Source organism: Thalassoroseus pseudoceratinae, from assembly GCF_011634775.1.
Lineage (GTDB): Bacteria > Planctomycetota > Planctomycetia > Planctomycetales > Planctomycetaceae > Thalassoroseus > Thalassoroseus pseudoceratinae.
Genome location: NZ_JAALXT010000001.1, coordinates 328,533 through 344,288 on the forward strand (window position 1 = coordinate 328,533; position 15,756 = coordinate 344,288).

9 protein-coding genes and 1 tRNA gene are annotated in these 15,756 nt (G+C 54.2%); 6 read left to right on the forward strand and 4 right to left on the reverse strand.

What is annotated here, in order from left to right; all coding sequences use genetic code 11:
* Nucleotides 1-514: 514 nt before the first annotated feature.
* Together G6R38_RS01185 and G6R38_RS01190 are read left to right on the forward strand one after the other, a co-directional pair.
* A complete protein-coding gene (locus tag G6R38_RS01185) occupies nucleotides 515-5,206 on the forward strand; it encodes a PAS domain S-box protein (protein WP_166819864.1) in 4,692 nt (1,563 codons plus the stop codon).
* 22 nt (nucleotides 5,207-5,228) lie between these two features.
* Entirely contained in the window at nucleotides 5,229-5,477 is a 249-nt protein-coding gene (locus tag G6R38_RS01190; RefSeq protein WP_166819865.1) for a hypothetical protein, read from the forward strand.
* A 317-nt stretch (nucleotides 5,478-5,794) separates the two neighbouring features.
* On the opposite strand, the gene G6R38_RS01195 is transcribed toward G6R38_RS01190, so the two are convergent.
* Both G6R38_RS01195 and G6R38_RS01200 read right to left on the reverse strand, forming a co-directional pair.
* A tRNA-Ala gene (locus tag G6R38_RS01195) sits at nucleotides 5,795-5,867 on the reverse strand.
* Nucleotides 5,868-5,930: 63 nt separating this feature from the next.
* Nucleotides 5,931-7,790, reverse strand: a complete 1,860-nt coding sequence (locus tag G6R38_RS01200; RefSeq protein ID WP_166819866.1) for a HEAT repeat domain-containing protein — start codon at nucleotides 7,788-7,790, stop codon at nucleotides 5,931-5,933.
* A gap of 299 nt (nucleotides 7,791-8,089) precedes the next feature.
* Here G6R38_RS01200 and G6R38_RS01205 point away from each other — a divergent pair, with 299 nt between their 5' ends.
* On the forward strand, nucleotides 8,090-9,088 hold the full coding sequence (locus tag G6R38_RS01205; protein ID WP_166819867.1) for a hypothetical protein: 999 nt from the start codon (nucleotides 8,090-8,092) through the stop codon (nucleotides 9,086-9,088).
* 52 nt (nucleotides 9,089-9,140) lie between these two features.
* Here G6R38_RS01205 and G6R38_RS01210 read toward each other — a convergent pair whose 3' ends face one another.
* Nucleotides 9,141-10,079 carry a bestrophin family protein gene (locus tag G6R38_RS01210; protein WP_166819868.1) on the reverse strand — a complete coding sequence of 313 codons (939 nt, stop codon included), beginning with the start codon at nucleotides 10,077-10,079 and terminating at the stop codon, nucleotides 9,141-9,143.
* Nucleotides 10,080-10,389: 310 nt separating this feature from the next.
* Between G6R38_RS01210 and G6R38_RS01215 the strand changes: the two genes are divergently transcribed.
* The 3 genes from G6R38_RS01215 to G6R38_RS01225 all read left to right on the forward strand — a co-directional run bounded on the left by G6R38_RS01215 (nucleotide 10,390) and on the right by G6R38_RS01225 (nucleotide 15,079).
* Nucleotides 10,390-11,487 (forward strand): phenylacetate--CoA ligase family protein, encoded by a 1,098-nt coding sequence (locus tag G6R38_RS01215; RefSeq protein ID WP_206028422.1) that lies wholly within the window; start codon nucleotides 10,390-10,392, stop codon nucleotides 11,485-11,487.
* Nucleotides 11,488-11,777: 290 nt separating this feature from the next.
* Nucleotides 11,778-13,214: an aldehyde dehydrogenase family protein gene (locus G6R38_RS01220; RefSeq protein ID WP_166819869.1), complete on the forward strand. Its 1,437-nt coding sequence runs from the start codon at nucleotides 11,778-11,780 to the stop codon at nucleotides 13,212-13,214.
* 185 nt (nucleotides 13,215-13,399) lie between these two features.
* A complete protein-coding gene (locus G6R38_RS01225) occupies nucleotides 13,400-15,079 on the forward strand; it encodes an ATP-binding protein (RefSeq protein WP_240928019.1) in 1,680 nt (559 codons plus the stop codon).
* 4 nt (nucleotides 15,080-15,083) lie between these two features.
* On the opposite strand, the gene G6R38_RS01230 is transcribed toward G6R38_RS01225, so the two are convergent.
* On the reverse strand, nucleotides 15,084-15,716 hold the full coding sequence (locus tag G6R38_RS01230; protein ID WP_166819871.1) for a nucleotidyl transferase family protein: 633 nt from the start codon (nucleotides 15,714-15,716) through the stop codon (nucleotides 15,084-15,086).
* Nucleotides 15,717-15,756 lie beyond the last annotated feature (40 nt).

Genomic DNA, 15,756 nt, shown 5'->3' on the forward strand with positions numbered 1-15,756 from the left:
CTCACAGATTATTGGAAGGGTGGGCAAACTTAACAACAGCAATTTTTCAAGGACCGGTCATGATCCCGCAACTTCAACAGCTATCCCAGTCCGAAGATTTTACCTAGCCCGCTACGAGTCTTCACCTGAAAAACGCCATTTCATAATGTCATTTGCCAATTTGTCGAACACTAGAACCGGGAATCCCCCGTCTCCGCAATTGTCTTCTGTAAATAGACTTACACCCAAGACTGCCTTGCAGACACACTTCGACTGACGGAATTGCGATCGACCATGATTCGGGTTCACAAAGCGAAATACGTGTTCATAATGAATCTCATCAAGCATCCTCTTCCCAATCAACATGGCCAAATAATCACTCACACGACAACAGTTTAGCCGAGAAAAATTGTACTCAGTAGATACGATGATCCAGGAAATTTAGGCTATCACCGAACGGTCATGGCGACGACCCCATTTCAACAGTGTGCGCGGGATTAGTGACAGAGAATCACTTTCTGGATAAAATGCGTCGATGAGCAAACAATCGGAACCATCGGACCGTCTCTCTGCATTACATACAGAGGTCGAAAAACGCTTTGGCGTCTTGCCAAACTTTTTTCGTTTGGCTCCCGATACGCCGGAAGTCATGGAGAATCTTTGGGGATTCGCCAAGTTCGGTTATCTCGATAATCCGCTTCCGTCGCTGTTTAAGGAACGTTTGTTCGTTTATCTCTCCCAATTCTGCAAGGTTCGATACTGCATTTCTCGGCATGTCGGATTCCTGATTGGTCTCGGGCGGCCATCGGGGGACAAAGAATCCCCGCAGGCGACGATTGAAGAGACCGTGCGTCTCATCCAGCGTCCGGTCCCGAAAGGTGAAGCTCTCGTCCCGCACATTGAGTTTTGCCAGACGCGCGAGACCCCACTTCCTGAAATGCCCGAAACGGGATCATTTGCCGAGGAAACGATCTTTGCATGTGCGGCTCATGTGTTCCTTCAAACTGCGGACGCGTCTCGATGCTTGGAAGGCTTGCAGCGTGTCTTAGGAAGCATCAAGCTGCAACACCTCCTGGTGTTCATTACATTTGTCCGTACTGCTCATTTTTGGACACAATTACATCCAGAACTTCAACAAGAGTCTGACATTGACCAGTTGCTGAGCACACAGGAGGCATTGGCTCAATGCGTTCTTCATTCTCCTGACGAGGTCGATAGCAAGACGACTCAGGCACTTCTCGATGAACTGGTCGAACTTCGCCAGGAGCGTGACCAGGCCGAGTTACTGCGAGTCACGCTCGGTAGTATCGGTGATGCGGTAATTGCCACCGATTCCTTAGGGCAGATCACAACCTTAAACGACGCTGCGGAAAAACTCACGGGTTGGACAAGCGGAGACGCTCACGGAAAACCCTTGGACAAGGTTTTTCGAATCGTCCACGAGGAAACTCGTGTGCCGGTCGAAAACCCGGCAATCCGCGTGTTGCAGGAAGGGGTCGTTGTGGGGGTCAAGAACCACACGATCCTGATTGCCAAAGACGGTACGGAAAGATTTATCGACGACAATGCGGCTCCGATCCGGAACGCCGATGGGCACATTATCGGGAGTGTCTTAGTCTTTCGGGACGTTTCGGAACGAAAGCGAGGCGAAGAGGGGTTACGGCGATTGGCCGCCGTCGTTGAGACGTCAAACGATGCGATCATCACGAAGTCATTGGACGGGATCATTCAAACCTGGAATGCCGCGGCCGAGAATATCTTTGGATACTCTGCCGAAGAGGCCGTGGGCTCCTCGATTACAATGTTGATCCCCGCCGAGCGAGCAGGCGAAGAAGAACACATCCTCGGCCAAATTCGGGCTGGCAAGCGGGTGGCACACTACGACACGGTGCGACAGCGGAAGGATGGCGAACGTGTCCACGTTTCGCTAACGATTTCCCCCCTCTATGATGCGACCGGTCGAGTGATTGGTGCGTCCAAGATTGCCAGAAATGTCACCGACCGCAAGTTGGCGGAGGCTGCCGCGGCCGAGCAAGCCCGACTCACCAACTTGCGTGCCGATGTCAGTATGGCTTTGGCGACGGGAGATGATGTTCAAAGCGTCCTTCAAAGGTGTTGCGAGGCTTTCGTCGAACATCTCGACATGGCCTTCGCCCGTATCTGGAACGTGAATACAGATGAAGAGGTCTTGGAGCTCCAAGCCAGTGCCGGGATGTACACTCATCTGGACGGCCCGCATAGCCGAATCGGCCTGGGCAAATACAAGATTGGCCGAATCGCCCAGAATCGGCAACCTCATTTGACGAACGATGTCCTCAATGATCCCCAGATCAGCGACTCAACCTGGGCCAAGCGAGAAAGGATGGTCGGTTTCGCCGGATATCCACTGCTGGTCGATGGCCAATCTGTCGGCGTGCTGGCGATGTTCTCTCATCAACCGATTTCCGCCGAAGTGCTGACGGACCTTGACCCGCTATCCCACCAAGTGGCTCAATACATCAAACGCAAGCAAAACGAACAGCGATTGCGAGAAAGCGAGCAACGTTACCGCTTGATTGGTCAGGCGGCCAATGACGCCATTTGGGATTGGAACTTGGTCACCAATCAAGTTGTCTGGAACGAGGGACTTCAAACCCGATTCGGTTACCTGCCCGATCAAGTTCGAGACGACATCACATGGTGGTATGAGCAGATTCATCCGGAAGACGGCGAGCGAATCGTCCACGACATTCACGAGGCCATCGACAACGGCGAGGAACTGTGGCAAGACGAATACCGCTATCGACGAGCGGACGGATCGTATGCGTCAGTGTTCGATCGGGGCCGGATCGTTCATGATGGAAATGGCAAGCCCGTCCGGATGGTGGGGTCTATGTTCGACCTCACCGAGCGTAAGGAAGCCGAGGAACGAGTCCGGGCACAAGCTGAATTACTACGACTCACGCTCAGCAGTATCGGCGACGGTGTGATCGCGACCGATGTTGAAGGACGGGTGACATTCCTCAACGGAGCTGCCCAAACTTTGACGGGATGGACGCAATCCGAGGCCGAGGGCCAGCCGCTGACGACCGTGTTTCACATCATTAACCAAACCACTCGCGAGCGTGTCGAGAACCCAGCGTTACGGGCTTTACGTGAGGGCCACATCGTCGGCTTGGCGAATCACACGGTGTTGATCGCCCGGGATGGCACGGAACGCAATATCGACGACAGTGCTGCTCCCATCAAGGGTGAAGCGGGAGCAGTAACGGGAGCCGTGCTGGTTTTCCGCGACATCACCGAACAATATCGATCCGACGAGGCGTTGCGATACCAGTTCCGTCTCACCAAAACGATCACCGACAATGCCACCACAGCCATCTTTATGATGGACAACCAGAGTCGCTGCACCTTTATGAATCCGGCAGCGGAAAGGATGACAGGATTCTCTTTCGAAGAGGTTGACGGTCAGATTCTCCATGATCTGATTCATCACACTCGTCCGGATGGCTCGCATTATCCGATGCCGGAATGCCCACTCGACCGGGCACTCCCGGAGAAGTTCGTGGTTCGCGCTCACGAAGATTTATTCTTCCGGAAAAATGGCGAGGCTTTTCCCGTCGAGTGCAACGCCCGTCCCATCAACGAAGGTGATGAGCAAATCGGCACCGTCATTGAAGTTCGCGACTTGACCGAAGAAAAAGCGGCAGCGGAAAAATTACAAGAGGTCGAAACTCGCTTCGAGCACCTGGCAGATGCGATTCCGCAGTTGGCATGGATGGCGAAACCCGATGGGCATCTCGACTGGTATAATAGTCGCTGGTATGAATACACCGGCACCACGTTCGAAGAAATGGAAGGCTGGGGATGGCAGAAGGTGCTTGCCCCCGAAAACCTACCCGAAGTCCTTGAACTCTGGCAAAACTCTCTCGATACCGGTGAACCATTCGACGAGGTGTTCCCGATTCGAGGGAGCGATGGACAGTTTCGCCCGTTCCTCACACGAATTGTTCCCTTCCGTGATGACAATGGGAAGATCGTTCGTTGGTTTGGAACGAACACAGACATCAGCGAGCAAAAGCAAATCCAGAAGGAACTTCGCATCATCGCTGCGAAACTCTCAGAGGCCGACCGTCGCAAGAACGAGTTCCTAGCGACATTGGCTCACGAACTGAGAAACCCCCTCGCTCCCATTCGCACAGGGTTAGAAGCTCTGAAGTTGGCGGAAGACGACCCGAAAATGCGACAGGAAGTTCGCGAAACGATGGAACGTCAGGCCGAACAAATGGTTCACCTCATTGACGATCTACTCGACGTGTCCCGCATCACTCAAGGGAAGTTGAAACTGCGTTTACGCCGAGTTGAACTGGCTGATGTCATGCGAAGTGCAGTCGAGGCGACTCGACCATTTATCGACGAAGTGGGTCACGATTTGTCTGTGAACATTCCCGAACAACCGGTACTTCTGCAAGCCGATCCAACCCGGTTGGCTCAGGTTTTATCTAATCTGCTGAACAATGCAGCCAAGTACACGATCGAGAAGGGGCAAATTAGCCTTTCAGCTGAGCCTCATGAAAAAGATGTGGTTGTAGCTGTGAAGGACACCGGCCTTGGCATTCCAGCCGAAATGCGGGAACGCATCTTCGAGATGTTCGGACAGATCGAGCATACGACCGAAGGCGGATACGCAGGGCTGGGAATCGGATTGACGTTGGTCAAGACCCTTGTGGAATTACACGGTGGGTCCATTGAGGTTCATAGTGAAGGAGCCAATCAAGGAAGCGAGTTCACAGTCCGACTTCCAAGATTGCTTGACACGACGGCCCCGAAAACGGATACGAAAGAGACTTCCGAAAAAGTCGAGGGAAAGACCTGCCACCGCATCCTGGTGGTGGATGACAATACGGCCGCGGCGACGATGCTCAAAATGGTCGTCAAGATGTTAGGACATGACGTCCGTATGGCCCACGATGGTCAAGAAGCCGTCGAAGTTGCCGGAAAGTTCTTACCCGATGTGGTGCTCATGGATCTTGGTATGCCGAAAATGAACGGCTACGAAGCGGCTCGGTACATCCGCGAGCAACCTTGGGGCAAGAAAATGATGCTGGTCGCTCTGACCGGCTGGGGTCAGGAGGAAGACAAACGGCAGACCAAAAACGCAGGGTTCGATCACCACTTGGTCAAACCCGCGGAGCCGGCAGATTTGCAACAAATCCTTTCCCGGCTTAGAAAATCATCCAATCAATAGCCATTCAGACAGAAACTATCCAATGACATGGGAATCAGAAACGACACAACTTTCGACTCAAGAACGTCGTAAGCAACTTCGGCAACTCGAACACGACCTCAGAAACTACCTAGGGGTTGTATCAACTGGAATGGAGGCGTTAACAGGTGCTAGGGACGAGCCGGAAATGTTTTCCGAGCTTCATCAAATGATCGAGCAGCAAGGCATCGAGCCGTTGAAAAAAGTCATCGCTGATATGATTACAGTTGCTTGCGCAACAGAAAACGGATGAGGAAAGAATCCCCCTGTCACAAGCCGCAGGGGAATGGGAATTCTGGCATAGACGGGCTTCGAAAACACAGTCCATCATGGACCAGTCGCATTGCCGGTTACGCCGAAGTTTCACTACAGCCAAAACAGCTCGATACTGCCACTTTCCCGATATTCGATGCTCTCATGCGATAGAGCAGTCCCAGCGAAACGGTGCCTACGGATTCGCAGACCAGAAAGCCACCGAGAAAACAGCCCCTCATAAACTCTAAAGACCGCGAATCCCGTTACACAAGGCGAGTGAAGCGCATGAAAAAAGCCGCCCAAAGGCGGCTAAAGTGGAGGATAGGGGACTTGAACCCCTGACCTTCTGGCTGCCAGCCAGACGCTCTCCCAACTGAGCTAATCCCCCGGTTGGATGTGGATTGAATCCCGTTCCAGGTGATGCGAAACGTATCAGGGGGGCGGGATGATGTCAAGTTCGAGTGGCTCGTTTCGTCACGTTCGGCGAATTTTTTAGCTGTTCCCGGATTTGTGAACAGAGTTCCTCGTCGGTGCGATTTGGTTTCGTGCGGTGACGAATGCTTTCCTCGTAGTCGGCCAGTGCTCGCTGCGGTTGGTCGCTGAGGCGATACAAATCCGCACGTGCGGCCAGAAGATTTGCGGTCCAGGAGCGACTCTGTTGCGACGACTGGGTTTGCTCGAGAATCGAATTGAGATAGGGAATGGCTTCCTTCACTACAGCCTCGGAATCGATCTTCGCGATGGCTTCGCTCGCGGCATACGAGACGGACCGATCTTCGCTTTCCAAAACTCCTAGGAGAATGGGAATGGCTTGGCTGGCATCTTCTCGGAGGCTACCAATCGCCTGAGCACTTCTCCGTCGGGCCGACGGCGGTGAACTCGAATCCCGGAGGATTTGCAAGAGCGTTGGAAACGCAGACCGGACACAGTTCGGACAGGTTTCCGACATTAGCTCGACGATCATATCGTACTTTTCGTCGTCGTGGCCGACGGTCGCAGCGAGGACCGCATTGTTGGACTCACGATTTCCCCACACTAGATTCTCGTCGCTGGTCCCACGGATCTGGTCCAGCACGGCCCGAACTGTCGGAAGGTCGCCGACTTGCGAGGCGGGCATCAATACGGACAGCAAATCGTGGCCATCCGGTTCCTCGCCATCGGGCATTGCGGTCGCTGGCGGGGTCGCATCGTCTGATGAGACCGAGCGGCCGGAAGCGGACGGTTCGGCTTGATCGGCCTGTTCGCGTTCAAGTTCCCAGGCTCTTCTCTCACGCTCCAGGTTAGCTCGCTCCAGCGACAGTCGATCCCGTTCGAGGGCCAGTTCCTCCCGATCTTTCCAAAGAGCCGCTCGCTCCTCGTCGAGTGACGTATTCGGCGATTGGACGGTTTCCGATTTCGGCTGAGGTTTTTCCTCGATCTGTTGCCGACGCATCTCGAATGCCGACTGATCAATCGTCAAGCGTTCCCGGTCAGCTTGGACTTGTCGTTGCAGTTCGGAAAGTTTCTCGCGTTCTCGTGCGAGTTCATCTTGGAGTTGTCCGAGTCGCGTTTCACGATTGTGGAGATCGGCGAGACGACGTTGCAAATCCGACCGAAGGGTGGTTAATTCGTTTTGTTGATGATTGAGATTCTTTTGCCAACTCAGCAAGCGTTGGCGATCGTTGTCCAATTCGCGGGACGCACTCGACGACATCCGATTCCGATCGGCGGAATGATCGCTGAGATCGTCCCGAATATCCTCACAGCTGTCGAGCAAGAATTCCTCCAACGAGCCAATGGCCGGTGAATGGCGTCTCGTCAGACCGATTTCGTCCAAAAATTCGATGACGGTACTCACGAGCTGCTCGTACGCATCCACAACACTGCCATCACGGGTTTGCAGAGCCACGTTGCGACAGATTTGCAGTCCGCTCCAATGCGTAATCGGTGACTCCGCCGTGAATGGCAAACGCGAGGTTCGATAGAAATCGAAAAACGACTCGATAGATTCGCGTTGGAGATCCGTATACGGCTGATAATGATCGAGCCCTTTGGTCGCGAACGTTTTTGCGACCGACTGACAGAACGGAAGAATCGCATCGAGCGTGCGGGAAGGAATCTCTGGATGAGACTCCAAGGCGATTTGGTTCATCCGGAGAACGTCATTCATCACCGCCAACAACACGATGGATCGCCCGGTCCCGTCTCCTCGGAGTTGGTCCAGGTCTTCGCCAAGTGCGTCTGCAAGCGGGCAATCCGACATCTGTGCCACCAATGTCTCGTGCAATTCGAGGATGGCGGGCTGAATCCGATACTTGAATGTCTCAATCATGAGCCGTCCGAGGCAGGAAGAATGATCGTGGGGGTGTGGATGAAATTCTGAGGGGCAAATGGCAAGAAGGCAACTTCGGGCGCGAATTTTCTGGTCATCATAAATGCTTAACACGTCAAGTCTTCAGTCAATCCGGTGTGAAAGAGTGAAAAAATCCGATTTTTCCGGCCGGACCATTAAAGTTCACCCAGCTTCCAGGACGATTCTTTCTGTAGCGAGGAAAAAATACTCAAGTGATGCCGTTCGATTGGAATGGCATCGCAAACTTCCGCACTTCGTGCGTTCGTCAGGGATGAACAATGAAACGCATCTTTCAATTGCAACTCGGATTGTTGCTGATCGCGACCTCGGCAGGCTGTTCTTGTCTGCACACCGGAGAATTGGGCTGTCTTCAAGCCTATTACGGTGGGGGAGTCACATGCCGGAAAGACTGTGACGACGACGATTGTCTCATCGAGAGACTGTTCTCCTGTGGGGACGGTGCTTGCGTGGTTACCCCAGCGGGACTGCCACCGATGCAATGCGTCCAACCGTATCCGGTTGCTCCTCCATGCGGGCCAATGCCACCGGCTGTTGGTGGACCGCTGTCGCCCATTACGTTACCTGCAAGGTGCACACCGGGAACGGTCTGCCCACCAACGCCTTGTCCGCCAACGTCGTGCGGAACCGGAGCCTGCCCACCACCGGCAATTCCGACCGGTATGGGCACGAATTTGCAACCTGGTGTGTTCCGGGGCACAATTCCGACCGGATTTGTCCAGGGGCAAGTTGTTTCGTCGCAACCAGTTGCCAGTGCCGGAGTCGGGCAACCGATGCTGAGTTCGAACGTGACGAACTACGGTCCGATGCCGTCGCAGACCGCGATGATGCCTCAAACCACGATGGCACCGCAAATGCTCCACACTCCGCCAGCAACGAATTTCGGTGGCTGCCCCACTGGGACGTGTGGTGAAACGGAAATCCCAAATGCCCCGGTTCCGTCTTACCCGGAAATCTTTCAGCCACAAACCACCGAGTACTACGACGCCCCCACTCCGATGACGCCTGACCAGTTCCAAATGCCTCAGAATTCGGGACAACCGGGACCGGCGATGGCTCCGCATCCCGTTCCAATGGCCCCCCATTCGGCACCGGGTCAGCCCATGCCAAATCCGATGAACAATGGCCAGCCCATGGGACCATCGACTCAGCCGATGCCGATGAATCCGCAGCCGATGCCAATGGACGGCGGACAAACGCAACCGACTGCAACCCATCATGGCCCACAAGGTCAGAACTGGATTCCCGTCGGGTTCTGATCGGTTGACGGGCATTATCTGCCCGCAGATGTCGAACAGAAACGATTTTTGGTTAGGTCAAAACGGAATCTTCAGCGGTCCATGGCGGAGGAACTTCCTCCTCTGCCAGGATTTGTCTGAGATCAATTTCAATGGTTCGAGAAATGGCATTCAGCGAAAGATCATTCGCATCCATACCGAATGGTTCTTCGATTTCCTCGCCAATTGCATCGAGCCCAAAGAACGAGTAACTGATCAGCAGCGTCACCACCGGCGTCATCAATTGGACATTGTCGTAAATGCCGAACGGCAGTGCCACGCAATAGGCAGCCACAAGTCTGTGGATCAGTACGGTATAGGCAAACGGGATCGGCGTGGCTTTGATCCGTTCGCACCCGCCCTGGACCGATGTCATTTCGGTCAGACTCGCCTCAAGCACCGGCAAATGGTACTCGCTGACCCAACGCTGACGGTAAGCCTCTCTCAGCCGTCCACCAATGTTCTGCAAGATCCCGATGGGGACGTTGGTATGTCGACGCAACTCGGAGATTTCCGCCGGTTCCAGATATGCTTCCAACTCTGGGTAGGGATCGGTATCGCGAAGTCGATGACGAAACGCATGGACATAGGCGATTGTTCGGAGAATCACATCTTGGCGGAATGTCTCCACATCTGTTTCGTCATGCTCTCGGAGCGGATCGACCAACATCGTGACTTGGCGAGCGAATGTCCGCGAGACATTCACCATGCGTCCCCATAACTGTCGACCTTCCCAAAACCGGTCATAAGCTTCGTTATTGCGGAAACCCAGGAAAATCCCCAACGCCACCGCAATCAATTGAAAGGGCAGTGGCGTCAGGCTGGGTTCGGTCTCCGGTGTGCTCCAATACCAGTAGGTGACTAAGCTCGAAACAATTATTACGAAGAGGATTCGCTTCCAAGTTTTGACCAGAATGCTTCCTTGCAGAGAAAACAGCAGGCGAATCCAGCTTGTCTTGGGTCGGATGATCACAATAAAAAACCGTTCTGCGGGGGACGCGAATCAATCGAGTACTGAAAGACATTGAGTAGCCAGCCCCACTTTAGTCGGTTCCGCACTGCGTTGCATCCGTTTCATTCGCGATGTTGCGTTGGGGAAAAACGCCATGTCGTGTTAGGGGAAAAGTCGCGGTCGATTGGAAATCGCATCGGCAATGTCTAAGATGAGGACGGAAATGCGTCCGACCGTGCTGGACTCCTGCAAATGTTCCGAATTTGCGACACACCAGCCACCGGAATCAACCTTCCTAGCCTCACAAGACTTTGCCTGCCTGGAGCCGACCGTGTCCGACACTCTTGATCAACGCGCAGCTGCCGCTCGTGAACAACTTGATGCTCACACCGTGGATATCGTCCGCAAACACTTTCACCCGGAAAACGGCGCTCCGTTCTGGTTGGAGAAAGCAAAGACGTACGATTTCGATCCGATGACCGACGTCAACTGTTTCGACGACCTCAAGAAGTTTCCACTCTTCGAGGACGATTGGCTCCGCGGCGGTCCGGTCACGCGATTCCTTCCCAAATCACTGCACAACGAACCCCGTTACGTCTTCGAAACCGGCGGAACCACGGGGATTCCGAAGAGTCGCTGTGTCGTGCGAGATCACTTCATCGACTACGAAGTTTTCAGCGATACGCTCCCGGATGAGTACTTCCCCAAAGGATCGAACTGGCTAATGTTGGGGCCATCAGGTCCACGACGGTTGCGACTGGCAGTTGAACACCTCGCCCAGCACCGCGGCGGAATTTGTTTCTGCGTCGACTTGGACCCGCGGTATGTGGTCAAGCTTTTGAAGAAGAACAAAGTCGAAGAAGCGAAGGCCTATCAAGAACACGTGATCGATCAGGCGATGACGGTGCTCTCGGCCGGTCATGACATCAAATGTATGTTCACCACGCCAAAGCTATTGGAGTCTTTGGCGATGCGTCTGTTCGACAACGATTCCAGCATCGCCGATGAGGGAATCACTGGGATTTTCGGGGGTGGAACCGAATTCAAACCCGATTGGTACAAGTTCTGTATGGAGGAGTTGTTGGGACCGGATGTGTATATCACACCGACCTACGGCAACACTCTAATGGGGTTGGCTTGCGGCAAACCGTTTGACCCGGCCGACAACTACAAGATCACCTACTATGCTCCGCAACCGCGAGCCGTTGTCGAAGTGGTGGATTTCGATGACTACAATAAGGTCGTGGAAATCGGTGGTACGGGTCGAGCCAAGCTCTACACACTCACCGATGAACTGTTCATCCCCGGCTTTATGGAACGTGACGAAGGCGAACGCGAACCCGCTTGCGAAAAATTCCCCTGGGAAGGCATCAGTGGCACACGCCCGTTCCACGTCTTCGCGAAAACGACGACCGTGGGTGTGTATTAGAGTCGATGATTCAGGCTTCGGTACCGAGAAGCAAACGGCGGAGACATCGCCAAACGACACGACTTCCATTAAGCGAGGTCGAGTCGTTTGGCAGGTTGGCCACAAATCAGATTGAGGTCGTTGTCGCCCGATAGACCAATCTTCTCCGCCGAATTCTGTCAGCCGTCATCGCCAACGCAGCGGATCGCAAGACAATGAACACAGACGATTCGTGTTGCAGCGTTGACGCACACGGAACCACCGCCGCAGATCAATCCCCGAATATTTCAAATCCTAACCCCTAGAAAATCATGCTAGAAATTCCAGTCATCCGTTGGGGTCAACCGCACGAGTCGACCGAGAAAGCCCCCGTCGTCCATTTTGAAACGGGCGAGGAATTGGCCCAAATGAATCAGGCCGTGGGTGGCCAGATCAAAATGGACAATCGGAAAGCGAAGAAGGCCCGCGAACGGCTGCGTGAGTTTTCCATCGAGGAGTTGTGCAAACTCTGCGAGAAAGCCGCGGAACTCTACATGGAAGCGACGTTGCCTCTCGGCAATGGCACGCAAACGCCGGAAGAGTTTTGCCGAATTCAATCCGCTACGACCGGGTTGCCGGAGCACATGTGTGCGTTCAACATGCGAAAGAATGCTTTCGTACTTGGCAAGATGCGGGAAGTGTTGGATGCACTGACTCGCGGTCTTCCTCTCGACATTCTCTCACGCGGATACGGGGAAGAAGATCGTGGCGTGACCGTCAGTTACCAAGCCACGGCACCAGTCTTGGGGGCCGTTCTCCCGAACAACTCGCCGGGTGTCCACACGCTGTGGCTGCCAGTGATCCCCCTGCAAATGGGGTTGGTTCTGAAACCGGGCTCCCAAGAGCCCTGGACTCCGTACCGTATGTTCGCCGCCATGACTCAAGCCGGAATCCCGGCCGAGGTTTGGGGACTCTACCCCGGTGCCCGTGATTGCGGTCAAGCCGTGATGGAATGCTGCGATCGGGCGATGATCTTCGGAAGTGCACAGACCGTCGAGCAGTACCACGGTGACCCACGCGTGCAAGCGCATGGTCCGGGTTTCTCGAAAATCCTGATCGGTGAAGATGTCGTCGATCAGTGGGAAGACTTCATTGATATTCTCGCTGACAGCGTCTTTGCGAACTCGGGACGAAGTTGCATCAACGCCTCGGGGATTTGGACTCCGCGTCACGGCCGTGAGATCGCGGAAGCTCTGGCCGAACGACTGGGTCCGATTGCTCCCAAACCAATGACCGATCCCGATGCCCAACTCGCCGCCTTCACAACCAAAGGTGTCGCGGAGGCAATGCACAATCAGATCGAAGAAAAGCTTGGTGAGTCGGGAGTGACGGAAGTCACAGCGAAATACCGGGAAGGCAGCCGCCTCGTCGAAAACGAACGTTACGATTTCTTGCGACCAACGATCGTGCACTGTGAAAGCCCCGACGCATTCTTGGCGAACACGGAATACATGTTCCCATATGCGTCGGTCGTTGATTGTCCGCAAAAAGACATGCTCAAGAAGATTAAGACGACACTCATTTGCACGGCGATCACCGACGACGAAAAGTGGAAGCAAGAACTGCTCGACGCCACGAACATCGATCGGCTGAATCTCGGGCGGATCAAGACGATGCAAATCAACTGGATGCAACCGCACGAAGGAAACCTCACGGAATTCCTGTTCCGCAATCGTGCCGTGCAAACCAGCCCGCCGCCAGCACACTAGAGTGCAATGCAACACGTCAACGATGACTAATATGTCCAAGATTGCTGCTAGAAAATTGCGATCTTCTCTGGACAAATTCGATCGTCTCATGGTCTAGTACGAACATGTCGTACCGGACCGTGAAACGATTGCTTGGCGAGACCAGCCTCGAACGGAAGTGCCGCTTCTTGTTCGGAGGTGGTCTCATGCTGCTTATCACAGGCAGTTTCTACGTCTATGCACGTCTCAATGCGAATCTGATCTACGAGCAGAACCAGTTCACCGGCCGAATGCTCATTACGCCGATGATTCTGGAAACGCATTGGAAGCACTTCGAGCAACGCGACGAAATCAAACCGTTGATCGATGAGTTGGCGACTTCACTGAAACCCGAAGACTTGCGTGGCTACCAGTGGAATTTCTATTTCACGAGACGCAAGCCGGATGAATCGACGAAGCCTGGCAACTCGACGACGGCACGGGCAGAAGATGTCCGTCGCCCAGGAAGTTCTGCCGGCTGGGATGCTTGGGAACTGATCAGCCGCGGCCAAAACGAAGTCATCGACATCGACCGCGACGCCGGCAAATACACGTATTACCGAGAGGTTCGTGCGGAACAATCGTGCGTCACCTGCCATCGGGATTGGTCACCGAATCTGCAACGGGGCGATCTGATGGGCATGGCGGAAGTCATGTTCCCTCTCAACAGCACCGAAGAGGCTTTGGCTTGGAACAATGCGGTCTTGTTGGCCACCGCGATCGTGACCGCATTCCTGGCCATGCTCGCGGCTTATGTCATCGTGCGGTATGTCATCGTCAAACCAGTGCTGCACCTTAAGGATGTCAGCGATGAGATTGCTCGGGGCACGCTCGACTTGCGGGCAGACATCCGCACGGGTGATGAGTTCGAGGAACTCAGCCACGCATTCAACCGGATGTTGCGACACCTTACCACCGTGCAGGACGAACTCCGCGACGCCAACGACAACCTCGGGCAGAAGGCCGACGAGTTGGCCCAAGCGAACCTGTCACTTTACGAAACGAACAAACTGAAAGACGAGTTCTTGGCCACAATGAGCCATGAACTTCGAACACCACTCAACAGCATTCTCGGTTTTTCCGATGTGCTTGCTGGTGCCAAGAACCTGACCGACAAACAAGACCGGTTCGTTGGCAACATTCAGAAATCCGGTCATGATCTCATGACGTTGATTAACGATTTACTTGATCTCGCTAAGATCGAAAGTGGCAAGATGGACGTGCAACCGTCCGAGTTCATCATCGGTGACGTCATCGAACGCCAAGTCGCCGCCTTGGCTGTAGTCGCCGAGAAAAAGAACATCGCCCTGACAACCGCAGTCGCGGACGATCTCCCGAAGATCTGGCAGGACTCGGGCAAGATTCAGCAAGTCCTCAACAACTTGATGTCGAACGCCATTAAGTTCACGCCTGAAGGCGGCCGTGTGCGTGTGACGGCTCGACTTGCGGACGACATTGGCGTGCTTGAGGAGTCCCCACCGAGTTTCGAGGTGGTGGTCGAGGATACGGGTGTTGGAATCCCACTCGAGGATCAAGAAACGATTTTCGAGAAGTTCCGACAAGGGCGATCGGCCCCCGGTCAACGTGACACAATGACGCGGGAGTACGGCGGGACAGGGCTAGGGCTTTCAATCGTCATGGAATTGACGAAGTTACTCGGTGGCGAAGTCACACTTGAAAGCGAGTTCGGAAAAGGCTCAGCGTTCACGGTAAAACTTCCTATTCGGTATCAGGCAGACAACACGCTCTCCACGCACGATCCGCTGCAAGACAGTGGCCTCAATCTCAACCGACGGCTGAGCAATCCCCCCGCCGAAGACACATCCCAAGACGAAGACGCGGCGTAACCGTTCATTCGGCATCAGTGTCGGCAGCCTGTCGATTGCGGAGTTCGGTCGAGGAGATATCGATCCGAAAATCGGATTCCGAGATCTCCCGAAAGATCGAACGGAATTCCATAGGAATGTCGAGAGTCTGAAGGGTCCCAAACCCTCCTCGATGATGTCTTCCCGCAACCAAGAACGAGCAACCAGCGTTGTGGATTCGACGCATCGCCGACTCCATTTGCGGTATCGAGTCGCCGTAAAACCGTGGCTCGAGGATACGGATCGCGGTGTCAAAACCAACGACAAAAACCGTGTTCGGAAACTCGCTCGCTTTCTCCACGAATGTTGCGGCATTGGTCAGTAATGCGTTGTGTCCTCGGAACTGTCTGCTCCGTGAAGAAACAGTGGGCACGTCCAAAGGCGGCTTGTCAGCATTGACAACCGTCAGCTCGAACCAAACCGGTCCACCAAGCAACTGTTCCGCGATCTTCCGCAACCGCAGATGCCCTTCGTGCAACGGGTTGAACGAGCCACACAGGATTCCCGTCGGACGTTCCATGAACTCCGCGTGAAAACTGCCAGCCCCGCGGCGAATCAACCAACGCCGCTGCCCCTGGCAAAGTTGCTCCAATAACGATCGAGCATCGATGTTATCCATGCCCTCGTGAACTCCCGAGAATCAACGTTTTTCAGAACCA